This is a genomic window from Stagnihabitans sp. (assembly GCF_964946895.1).
Genome location: NZ_CBBQHX010000009.1, coordinates 131,573 through 141,817 on the forward strand (window position 1 = coordinate 131,573; position 10,245 = coordinate 141,817).

Here is a 10,245-nt window from a genome sequence, read left to right on the forward strand (position 1 = left end):
AAGGCGGATGAGCGATAAGAGTTTCCTCGACTGGCCGTTCCTTGAGCAGCGTCACCGAGACCTGGCAGTGGCGCTGGAGGCGTGGTGCGCAGCGAACCTGCCGGTGGATCACGGCGACGTGGACGCCGCCTGCCGCAAGCTGGTGGCGATGTTGGGCGCCGGCGGTTGGCTGCAGCATTCCGGCGGCAGTCTGGATGTGCGCACCCTGTGCCTGATCCGCGAGACCTTGGCCCGCCATGACGGTCTGGCCGATTTCGCCTTCGCCATGCAGGGGCTGGGCATGGGCGCGGTGTCCCTGTTCGGCACGGCAGAGCAGAAGCAATGGCTGGACAAGACCCGCGCCGGTCAAGCCATCTCGGCCTTCGCGCTGACCGAACCCGGTTCAGGGTCGGACGTCGCGGCCACTGCCACCACCGCGGAAAAGGTGCAGGGCGGCTGGCGGCTTTCGGGCGAAAAGACCTGGATTTCGAATGGCGGCATCGCGGATATCTACGTGATATTCGCCCGCACCGGCGAAGCCCCCGGCGCGCGCGGCCTGTCGGCCTTCCTGATGCCCGCCGACGTGCCGGGCCTGACCATCGAGGAGCGGCTGGAGGTCATTGCCCCGCATCCCCTCGCCCGCCTGAAACTGACAGACGTGGAACTGCCCGACAGCGCCCTGATCGGCAAACCGGGCGAGGGCTTCAAGCTGGCCATGGCGGTGCTGGACGTCTTCCGCTCCACCGTGGGTGCCGCCGCCTTGGGCTTTGCCCGCCGGGCACTGGACGAAAGCCTGTCCCGCACCACCACCCGCCGCATTCAGGGCCAGCCGCTGTCAGACCTGCAACTGGTGCAGGGCCATCTGGCCGACATGGCGCTGGAGGTCGATGCCGCGGCCCTTCTGATCTACCGCGCCGCATGGACCAAGGACCAAGGCGCGCCCCGTGTCACCCGCGAAGCCGCCATGGCCAAGCTTTACGCCACCGAAGCCGCGCAGCGTGTCATCGACATGGCCGTGCAACTGCATGGCGGCGAGGGCGTCCGGCACGGTTCGGTGGTCGAACGCCTCTACCGCGAAATCCGTGCCTTGCGTATCTATGAAGGGGCCAGCGACGTGCAACGCGTGGTGATTGCCCGTTCGATCCTGCCGAAGGAGGCGACATGACTTCCCCCCACGACTTCCTGCATCCCGCGCATTGGAAAGCCACGCCCGGCTATTCCAGCGGCGTCTCTGCCAAGGGTCGCATGATCTTCACCGGCGGCATCATCGGCTGGAACGCCCAACAGGAGTTTGAAACCGACGATTTCGCGGGACAGGTCGAACAGGCCCTGCGCTCAATCGTCGAGGTTCTGGCGGTGGGTGGCGCCAAGCCCGAACACCTCGTCAGGCTGACATGGTATGTCACCGACAAGCGCGAATACCTGTCCAGCCTGAAGGACATCGGCCGCGCCTATCGCGCCACGATCGGCAAGCACTTCCCGGCCATGGCGCTGGTGCAGGTGGTGGCCTTGGTGGAAGACCGCGCCAAGGTGGAAATCGAAGCAACGGCCGTATTGCCAGAGGAGGCGTAAGATGCTCGGACCGTCAGGCCATACCGACACCTTCACCCGCGACCGCCTGCCCGCCCCGCAGGACTGGCCGGAAATTGCCTCGGTCTTCCACTATCCAGACCACCTCAACGCCGGGGTAGAGCTGTGTGACCGCATGGTGGAACGCGGCTTTGGCGACCATGTGGCACTGATCGGCAACGGACGACAGCGCACCTACAAGGAACTGGCAGACTGGTCCAACCGCATCGCCCATGCGCTGGTCGAGGTTTACGGCGTCAAGCCCGGCAACCGGGTGCTGATCCGGTCCGCCAACAACCCCGCCATGGTGGCCTGCTGGCTTGCCGCGACCAAGGCCGGGGCGGTGGTGGTCAATACCATGCCCATGCTGCGCGCGGGCGAGCTGACCGCCATCGTCGACAAGGCCGAAATCTCTCACGCGCTCTGCGACACCCGCCTGATGGAGGAGTTGGTGATCTGCGCCAAGGGCTCGGCCCATCTGCGCACGGTGGTGGGGTTTGACGGCACCGCCAACCATGATGCAGAACTGGACCGGATGGCCCTGTCCAAACCCGTGCGCTTTGCCGCCGTGCAGACCGGCCGCGATGATGTGGCGCTACTGGGCTTCACCTCTGGCACCACCGGAGAGCCGAAAGCCACGATGCACTTCCACCGCGACCTGCTGATCATCGCCGATGGCTATGCCAAGGAAGTGCTGAAGGTCACGCCCGAGGATATTTTCGTAGGCTCCCCGCCCCTCGCGTTCACCTTCGGCCTGGGGGGGCTGGCGATCTTCCCGCTGCGCTTTGGGGCTGCGGCGGCGCTGCTGGAACAGGCCAGCCCGGCCAACATGATCTCCCTCATTCAGGAACACAAAGCCACCGTCTGCTTCACCGCCCCCACCGCCTACCGCGCCATGCTGAAAGCCATGCAGGAAGGCGCCGACCTGTCCAGCCTGCGTGCGGCGGTCAGCGCCGGCGAAACCCTGCCCGCCCCGGTGTATCAGGAATGGATGGAGCGCACCGGCAAACCCATGCTCGACGGCATCGGCGCCACGGAAATGCTGCACATCTTCATCACCAACCGGTTCGAGGATCACCGCCCCGGCTGCACCGGACGCCCGGTCGGCGGGTACGAGGCGAAGATCGTCGGCGAAGACATGGCCGAACTGCCGCGGGGCGAGGTTGGGCGTCTGGCCGTGCGCGGCCCGACCGGCTGCCGCTACATGGCCGATGACCGCCAGCACAAATATGTCCGCCAAGGCTGGAACCTCACCGGCGACAGCTTCTGGCAGGACGAAGAGGGCCGCTTCCACTTCGCCGCGCGGTCGGACGACATGATCATCTCCGCCGGCTACAACATCGCCGGGCCCGAGGTCGAGGCGGCCCTGCTGTCGCATCCCGCTGTGCTGGAATGCGCCGTGGTCAGCGCCCCCGATGAAGAACGCGGCCATATCGTCGAGGCGCATGTGGTGCTGGCGGCAGGCCACGAACCCTCTGACCTGCTGATCCGCATCCTGCAGGACCACGTCAAACGGGTGATCGCGCCCTACAAATACCCCCGCCGCGTGGTCTTCACCGACGCGCTGCCCAAGACGCAGACCGGCAAGATCCAGCGCTTCCGCCTGAAAAGCTGACACGCCCGATTTTTCTCGGCAACTTCACGGCCCGTCACACCAACGGCAGCGCCACCTGAAAGCCGCGGTCCCTGGTCACCGGCGACAGCAGCGTCAGGTCCTTGCCCAAGCCGCGCGCGATGCCCGCCGCAATGGCCAGCCCAAGGCCGGACCCGCTGCTGCGCGCCCCCGCCCGTTCGAACCGCATCGTCAGGGTCGACAGGATCTCAGACGGAATCGCCGGGCAGTCGTTGGTGACCGAGAACACTCCGCCCGGCGACAGCACCACCGACACTGTCGTCTGCGTGCCATGCACCAGCGCGTTCTCGATCAGGTTGCGGGCCAGCACCGCAAAAGCGTCCGGGTCCAGCCGGGACAGAACCGGCGTCTTGGGCACATCGGCCACGATCCGGCCCGGATGACTGCGGGCAAAGTCATTCAGCACCACCGCCAGGATCGGCACCAGATCGGCTTGTTCCGCGGCAATCATCGCCCCGCCTTCGGCCCGCGCCAGCTGCATCAGCTTTTCCGCCAGCCGGGCCAACCGCTTCAGCTCCGCCTCAACCTGCGCCGCCCGCTGACGCAACGGCCCCTCCGGGCTTTCCGCCACCAGCCGCTGGGTCTGGGCCAGGGTCGCCGCAATCGGCGTGCGCAACTCATGCGCGGCATTGGCGGCAAAGGACCGTTCCGCCTGCAAGGCACGCTTCAGCCGGGCCATCAGGCGGTTGGCGGCCTGCTGGATCGGGATCAACTCGGTGCGCAGGCCCGACAGGTCCAACGGCGTCAGATCATCCGCCCCCTTCAGCCGGATGGCCACCGACAGATGCGACAACGGCCTTAGCCCCCGCCGCACCCAAAGCGCCACGCCCATCAGCGACAGCGGCAGCAGCACCCCCAAGGGCACCAGCATCGCAAGGATCGTCTCGCGCAGCGCCTGCTGACGGTGGGTCAGGGGCTCCGCCACCTGAATGGTATACTGGCCTGACACCGCCGACCGTGTGAAGACCCGGTGGCTTTCGGTGGTGAAGAAGCCCTGCCCCTTGACCGTCTCGAACACCTTCGGATCGGCGTCATGCGAATACATCAGGATCTTGCCGTCAGCGTCGCGGATCACATAGGTGATCTGCTCGTCATGCTGGGCAATCGGCAGGATGCGCTGCGCCGTCGTCCCGCCATCCGAGGCGATCAGCTCGACCACCGCCAGCGGCAGGATCCGTTCGCCGGTTTCCTGCAACGCGCCGTCAAAGCTTTCGTCAATCTCGCGCCGCACAACGTAAGACGAGCCGACAACCGCCCCCAGCCACAAGATGACCAGAATGGCCGAAACACCCACGGCCAGCTGGCCGCGCAGGGATCTCATCACTTTCATGGCGTGCCCAACCGGTAACCCAGGCCTCGGATCGTATAGACCACGTCTTTCCCCAATTTCTTGCGCAAGCGGCTGACATAAACCTCGATCGTGTTGCTTTCGACCTCGGCATCAAAGGAATACAGCTGATCCTCGATCTGACTTTTCGAGACGATCTGCCCCGGACGCTGCAATAGTGCCTCAAAGATGATCCATTCGCGTTGCGACAGATCAATCGGGCCATCCGGCCCGTGAATCGCATGCGCGGCCAGATCAATCTCCAAGCCCCCCAAGGTGATCAGCGGGTTGGGGTTGCCGGAATAGCGGCGGGCCACGGCATTGATCCGGGCGGTCAGTTCGGCAAGGTCGAAGGGCTTGACGATATAGTCATCCGCCCCGGCATTCAGCCCTTCGATCCGCTCGGTAATCCGGTCATGCGCGGTCAGGATCATCACCGGCGTGACAGACCCCTTGGCCCGCAGCGCCTTCAGGAAATCAAGGCCGCGCCCATCGGGCAGGCCAAGATCCAGCAGAATCAGGTCATAAGCCATCGTGGCCACCAGATCGCGGGCATAGGCCAGCGTCGGCGCCAGATCCGGCACATGGCCTTCGGCGGCAATCTGGTCGCGCACCGCACTTCCAAGCCCGGGGTCATCTTCGATCAGCAGAATACGCATGCGTCCTCCATGCCCCCTATGACGCGATTTAGCTGACACCAAGCTGAACGGCAGGGCAAGGTGGCGTTCAGGTCCCTGTCAGGTTCAAAGTGCTGGTGAAGCCTTGCAAACAGGAACCCCAACCATGCGCCGAATCATCCTTGCCACCCTGACCTGCGCCGCCATCGCCACGGTCGCCCTTGAACCGGCCCGGGCCGAGATTCAATGCACGACCCCGATGGATGACTGGAAGCCCGTCGCCGATCTGCGGGCCGAAGCGGTCAAGCTGGGCTGGACGGTCGAAAAGATGCGCGCCGACGATGGCTGCTATCACGTCAAGGCGACGGATAAGGACGGCAAGCCCGTTGAAGGGGTGTTCGACCCTCAGACGTTGAAGCTGCTGGGGCGCTCGGATGAAACCCACGAAGACGATGGCGACAAAGATGCGCCAAAATCGGGCACCTCGAACTAGGCCTGCCCCAGACCCTCGCAAGACCTTCAGAAACCGGAGTTACCATGTACCGTACGTCCACCGCCCTTGCCCTGTCGCTCGCCGCCCTGATCCCGGTCGCCGCCGAGGCGAACCCGGTCAAGATCAGCACGACCATTGCGCAATACAGCGGCCCGAACACATTTCTGGCCATGTACCTGACCGACAAATCCGGCAACCTCGCCAAGACGATCTGGGTGGCCGGCGATCGCACCCGCTACTGGCGCCACCTGCGGACCTGGTACGCGGCCACGGGCGGCCAAGGGGCGGATGGCGTCACCGGCGCCAGCGTGGGCTCGGGCCGCACCCTGCATGTCACCACCGACATCGCCGCCTCGATGATCGACGCGGGCTATGTGCTCCACATCGACGCGGCGGCAGAGGGCATCGGCGAAAGCCCCGATGAAATTCAGGTGCCGCTGACCTCGGCCGGCGCGGGCCAGCCGATTGCCGGCAACGGCTTCATCGCGAACTTCCAATACGGCCTCTGAAGACCCCACACGTTAGGACCACTCCATGCTGCGGCGTCTGCATTCCCTGCCAGGCCTGATTTTCGGACTGGTGCTTCTGGTTCTGGCCTCCTCTGGCGCACTCCTGTCGCTGGCCCCGATGCTGGACCGGATGCAGGCGCCCAGCGTGGCCAGCCTGACCGTGGCCGATGTCGCAGCCAAGGCCGCCGCCGCGAACCCCGGCCTGTCCAAGCTGCACCGCAGTCCCAACGGCGTGATCATAGGCTCGGTCAAGGCCAAGCTGGGCTTCCAGACGCTGACGATCGATCCCGCCACCGGCAAGCCCACCGGGGCTGCCTCGGTCGGCGGCTTCTTTGACTGGCTCAAGGAACTGCACCGCTCGTTCTTCCTTGACCAGACTGGCCATGGCATCGCCGGGGTCAGCGCCGGGGTGATGGCACTGATGACGCTCACCGGGCTCTTCCTGCTGGCCGTCTCTCTGGGCGGCTGGAGGCGCATCGGCAAGCCGGTCCGTGCCCCCGGCGCCCGTGGCTGGCACGCCCGGCTGGCCCGGCTGGCGGTGGCGGGCCTTTTCGTCTCGGCCCTGACCGGCAGTTACATGTCGCTGTCCACCTTCGGCATCCTGAACGACGGCACTTCGGCCGAGGCGAGTTTCCCCGACAGCGTCGCCACCGGCACCGCCCTGCCGGTGAACCAGCTCGGCGCCCTGCAAGCCGTGCCCCTGTCCGACCTGCGGGACCTGACCTTCCCGGCCAAGGGCGATCCGACCGACGCCTTCCTGATCTCGACCGGCGCGGGCGAAGGCTATGTCGATCAGGTCTCGGGCAAGCTGCTGAACTGGATGCCCTATGGCACCGCCCGCCAGGTGTGGGAATTCATCTACAAACTCCACACCGGTCAGGGCCTGTGGATGGTCGGCCTGATCCTCGGCCTCTCGGCCCTGATGGTCCCGGTCCTGTCCGCCACCGGCACCGCCATCTGGTTCGCCCGCCAACGCGCCAAACCCCGCCTGCGCCACAATGCCCGCGCCTCGGTGGCCGATCTGGTGATCCTTGTGGGTTCCGAGGGCGGCTCGACCTGGGGCTTTGCCTCCTCCCTCTCCGATGCGCTGCACAAGCACGGCTTGCACATCCACGTCGCCGCGATGAATGACCTGACCGATTATCCTCAGGCCGGGGGCATCATCCTGATGACCGCCACCTATGGCGACGGCGAGGCGCCCTCCAGCGCCACACGCTTCCTCGACAAGGTGGCACAGTCCAAACACCAACTGCCCGTCGCCATCCTTGCCTTTGGCGACCGCATGTTCCCGTCCTACTGCGGCTACGCCGAAAAGGTGGCCGAGGTGCTGGAGAACGCCGGTTGGCAGGCCTTCCTGCCCTTCTCGCGCGTCGACCGTCAATCCAACGCCGATTTCGACAAATGGGTGCAAGACCTTGGCGCCCTGCTCTCGCTGAAGCTGGACCCCGAACACCACGCCAACCGGCCCAAGACCACCACGCTGGAACTGGTCTCGCGTCAGGATTACGGCGCCCAGGTCCAGGCCCCGGTCGCCGTGCTGCGCTTCAAGCCCCTGCGCCCCGCAGGCTGGCGCGGCCTCCTGTCCGGCAGCCCGCACTTCGAAGCCGGCGACCTTTTGGGCATCTTGCCGCCCGGCAGCGACCTGCCCCGCCTTTATTCCCTCGCCTCCTCGCGCCGCGACGGCTTCGTCGAAATCGCCGTGCGCAAGATGCCCGGCGGCCTCTGCTCGGGCTGGCTGAACGAGATGGAGCTGGGCACCCGGATCGACGCCTTCGTCCGCCAGAACCCCGCCTTCCGCCCCCAAGCCAAGGGCCCGGTGATCATGATCGCCGCCGGCACCGGCGTCGGCCCGATGATCGGCTTCCTGCGCGGCCTGAAGCCCGGGCGCGGGGCGGAAGTCTACTTCGGCGCCCGCGATCCCGGCTCTGACTACCTCTACCGCGAAGAACTGGCCGAGGGGTTGAAGCAAGGCCGCCTGTCGCGCCTCGTCACCGCCTTCAGCCGGGTGCAAGACCGCGCCTATGTTCAAGACCGCCTGCGGGTCGATGCCGTCCATCTGCGCAGCCAGATCAAGCGCGGCGGTCAGGTGCTGGTCTGCGGCTCCATCTCGATGGCCCGCTCCGTCGCGGCCGAGGTGGAAACCGCCCTTCTGCCCCTGGGCCTGTCCGTCGCGACTCTGCGCGCCGAGGGCCGCTATCTTGAGGATGTCTACTGATGCTGCGCACCCTGTCCGGCCCCGCCATGGGCAGCCGCTGGACCGCCCGCCTGGACTGCGACGCAGCCCTCGCCGCCACCCTGTCCGAGGCCTGCGCCGCAGCGATCGAGGCGGTGGAACAAGCCACCTCCAACTGGCGCACCACCTCTGACCTGGCGCGCCTCAACGCCGCCCCGGTGGGCGACTGGGTGACCCTGCCGCCCCACCTGACCGCCGTGTTGACCAAGGCCCTGCAGATCGGCCGCGCCTCCGACGGGCTCTTTGACATCGGCGTTGGCGCCCTGGTGCAGGCCTGGGGCTTCGGCCCCGCGCAGGGCCAGACCGACGCCAAGGCGATCACCGCCCACCTCGGCAAACCCCTGCGCAGCTTCGACGCGCTTGACCTTGACGGAAACCGGGCCCGCAAGCTGGCCCCCCTGACGCTGGACCTGTCGGGCATCGCCAAAGGCTACGGCGTTGACATTCTGGCACAGGTGCTGGTCAACCACGGCGCCGCGCATTTCCTGTGCGGTCTGGACGGCGAGCTTGTGGCCCGTGGCCTGCGCCCTGATGGCCAGCCCTGGGCCGTGGCGCTGGAACAGCCCGACCCCACCCGCCGCAGCGGCCGCGCGATGATTGAACTGACCGACCGCGCCATTGCCACCTCCGGCAGCTACCGCCACTTCGTCACCTTGGGCAAACTCCGCGTCTCCCACACGATGAACCCCCGCACCGGAGGCCCCGCCGTGAACCCGTTGGTCTCGGTCAGCGTCCTGCACGACACCTGCATGGAGGCCGACGCCTGGGCCACCGTCCTCATGGTCCTTGGCGACAAGGCCGGCCCCGACTTCGCCCGCGCCCAGGGCCTGCAGGCCATCTTCCTGACCCAAGCCGCCGAAGAGGTCACCGAAACCCTTACCGGCTTCGCCCCCGCCTGATGTTTCCCACCTGATTTTTCGTACGAAAAATCGAAAACCCAGCGCCCACACCGATTTTTCGTACGAAAAATCGCGCCCTACGGAAGCACCAAAATCGCCCTGAAATCATTCACATTGGTCAGCGTCGGCCCGGTCACCACCTGATCGCCTATGGCACCAAAGAACCCATGCGCATCATTCCGCGCCAGCGCCACAGCGGGGTCAACCCCAGCCGCCCGCGCCTTGGCCAAGGTATCCGGCCCAATCACCGCCCCCGCCACCTCTGCGGCGCCATCCACCCCATCGGTGTCGCAGGCAATCGCATGAATGCCGTGCGCGCCCTGCAGCGCCAAAGCCAAAGCCAGACAAAACTCCGCATTCGGCCCGCCCACGCCATCGCCGCGCCGGGTCACCGTCAACTCCCCCCCCGACACCAGCAGCACCGGAGCCTCCCGCCGCGCCGACAGCGCCAGCTTGGCCATCTGACCCGCCACCTCCCGCGCTTCCCCCTCCAGCGCGTCCCCCAGCAGCCGCACGGAAATCCCAGCCGCTTCGGCCACCGCTTGCGCGGCAGCCAGCGACTGGGCGGGGGCCGCATAAATGCGGCTTTCCGTCCGGGACAGTCTTGGATCGGCGGGACGCACCACGCCAGACGCACCTTGCAAAGCATGCAGGGCCGAGGCCGGAACCTCCGCCCCCCAGCGCGCCAGAATCTCCAAAGCCTGCGCCGGTGTCGTCTCGTCCCCCACTGTCGGCCCCGACCCGATGAACGCCATGTCATCCCCCGGCACGTCAGAGATCATCAGCGCCAGCATCCGCGCCGGATAAGCCGCCGCCGCCAATTGCCCACCCTTCACGCGGGACAAATGCTTGCGCACCGTGTTCATCTGCGAAATCGGCGCCCCGCAGGCCAGCAAAGCCGCATTCACCGCCTGCTTCTCGGCCAGCGTCACCCCCGCCACAGGCGCCACCAGCAAAGCCGAGGCCCCGCCCGAAATCAGCGCCAG

10 protein-coding genes are annotated in these 10,245 nt (G+C 66.6%); 7 read left to right on the plus strand and 3 right to left on the minus strand.

From position 1 onward, the window contains the following. Window positions 1–7 precede the first annotated feature (7 nt). Genes AC1Y2B_RS08385 through AC1Y2B_RS08395 form a run of 3 tightly spaced genes read left to right on the plus strand, consistent with a single transcriptional unit; the run spans window position 8 to window position 3,163 of the window. Window positions 8–1,144 carry an acyl-CoA dehydrogenase family protein gene (locus AC1Y2B_RS08385; protein WP_482252621.1) on the plus strand — a complete coding sequence of 379 codons (1,137 nt, stop codon included), beginning with the start codon at window positions 8–10 and terminating at the stop codon, window positions 1,142–1,144. Then, window positions 1,141–1,551, plus strand: a complete 411-nt coding sequence (locus tag AC1Y2B_RS08390; protein ID WP_482252622.1) for a RidA family protein — start codon at window positions 1,141–1,143, stop codon at window positions 1,549–1,551. The genes AC1Y2B_RS08385 and AC1Y2B_RS08390 overlap by 4 nt, the downstream gene beginning before the upstream one ends. 1 nt (window position 1,552) lies before the next feature. Beyond that, complete coding sequence (locus tag AC1Y2B_RS08395) at window positions 1,553–3,163, plus strand: AMP-binding protein (RefSeq protein WP_482252623.1); 1,611 nt, start codon at window positions 1,553–1,555, stop codon at window positions 3,161–3,163. Window positions 3,164–3,197: 34 nt separating this feature from the next. On the opposite strand, the gene AC1Y2B_RS08400 is transcribed toward AC1Y2B_RS08395, so the two are convergent. Together AC1Y2B_RS08400 and AC1Y2B_RS08405 are read right to left on the minus strand one after the other, a co-directional pair. Next, window positions 3,198–4,511, minus strand: a complete 1,314-nt coding sequence (locus AC1Y2B_RS08400) for an ATP-binding protein (protein WP_482252624.1) — start codon at window positions 4,509–4,511, stop codon at window positions 3,198–3,200. After that, on the minus strand, window positions 4,508–5,167 hold the full coding sequence (locus AC1Y2B_RS08405; protein WP_482252625.1) for a response regulator: 660 nt from the start codon (window positions 5,165–5,167) through the stop codon (window positions 4,508–4,510). Before AC1Y2B_RS08405 ends, AC1Y2B_RS08400 begins: the two co-directional genes overlap by 4 nt. A 124-nt stretch (window positions 5,168–5,291) precedes the next feature. On the opposite strand from AC1Y2B_RS08405, the gene AC1Y2B_RS08410 reads away from it, so the two are divergent. The 4 genes from AC1Y2B_RS08410 to AC1Y2B_RS08425 are packed head-to-tail and all read left to right on the plus strand — an operon-like array spanning window position 5,292 to window position 9,259. Further along, the gene (locus AC1Y2B_RS08410) at window positions 5,292–5,618 is read left to right on the plus strand and encodes a PepSY domain-containing protein (protein WP_482252626.1); all 327 of its coding nucleotides are present in this window, start codon (window positions 5,292–5,294) and stop codon (window positions 5,616–5,618) included. 44 nt (window positions 5,619–5,662) lie between these two features. After that, window positions 5,663–6,127: a DUF2271 domain-containing protein gene (locus AC1Y2B_RS08415; protein ID WP_482252627.1), complete on the plus strand. Its 465-nt coding sequence runs from the start codon at window positions 5,663–5,665 to the stop codon at window positions 6,125–6,127. Window positions 6,128–6,152: 25 nt separating this feature from the next. Next, window positions 6,153–8,342: a PepSY domain-containing protein gene (locus AC1Y2B_RS08420; protein ID WP_482252628.1), complete on the plus strand. Its 2,190-nt coding sequence runs from the start codon at window positions 6,153–6,155 to the stop codon at window positions 8,340–8,342. Continuing rightward, the gene (locus AC1Y2B_RS08425; RefSeq protein WP_482252629.1) at window positions 8,342–9,259 is read left to right on the plus strand and encodes an FAD:protein FMN transferase; all 918 of its coding nucleotides are present in this window, start codon (window positions 8,342–8,344) and stop codon (window positions 9,257–9,259) included. Before AC1Y2B_RS08420 ends, AC1Y2B_RS08425 begins: the two co-directional genes overlap by 1 nt. A 77-nt stretch (window positions 9,260–9,336) precedes the next feature. Here the strand turns inward: AC1Y2B_RS08425 and AC1Y2B_RS08430 are convergent. Further along, on the minus strand, window positions 9,337–10,245 hold a 909-nt coding region (locus AC1Y2B_RS08430; RefSeq protein ID WP_482252630.1), incomplete at its 5' end, for a glycerate kinase type-2 family protein.

What these genes read in the sequence shown, in the direction of transcription:
- AC1Y2B_RS08385 (WP_482252621.1), top strand. Translation starts at nt 8, where the DNA reads ATGAGCGATAAGAGTTTCCTCGACTGGCCGTTCCTTGAGCAGCGTCAC.
- AC1Y2B_RS08390 (WP_482252622.1), top strand. Translation starts at nt 1,141, where the DNA reads ATGACTTCCCCCCACGACTTCCTGCATCCCGCGCATTGGAAAGCCACG.
- AC1Y2B_RS08395 (WP_482252623.1), top strand. Translation starts at nt 1,553, where the DNA reads ATGCTCGGACCGTCAGGCCATACCGACACCTTCACCCGCGACCGCCTG.
- AC1Y2B_RS08400 (WP_482252624.1), bottom strand. Translation starts at nt 4,511, where the DNA reads ATGAAAGTGATGAGATCCCTGCGCGGCCAGCTGGCCGTGGGTGTTTCG.
- AC1Y2B_RS08405 (WP_482252625.1), bottom strand. Translation starts at nt 5,167, where the DNA reads ATGCGTATTCTGCTGATCGAAGATGACCCCGGGCTTGGAAGTGCGGTG.
- AC1Y2B_RS08410 (WP_482252626.1), top strand. Translation starts at nt 5,292, where the DNA reads ATGCGCCGAATCATCCTTGCCACCCTGACCTGCGCCGCCATCGCCACG.
- AC1Y2B_RS08415 (WP_482252627.1), top strand. Translation starts at nt 5,663, where the DNA reads ATGTACCGTACGTCCACCGCCCTTGCCCTGTCGCTCGCCGCCCTGATC.
- AC1Y2B_RS08420 (WP_482252628.1), top strand. Translation starts at nt 6,153, where the DNA reads ATGCTGCGGCGTCTGCATTCCCTGCCAGGCCTGATTTTCGGACTGGTG.
- AC1Y2B_RS08425 (WP_482252629.1), top strand. Translation starts at nt 8,342, where the DNA reads ATGCTGCGCACCCTGTCCGGCCCCGCCATGGGCAGCCGCTGGACCGCC.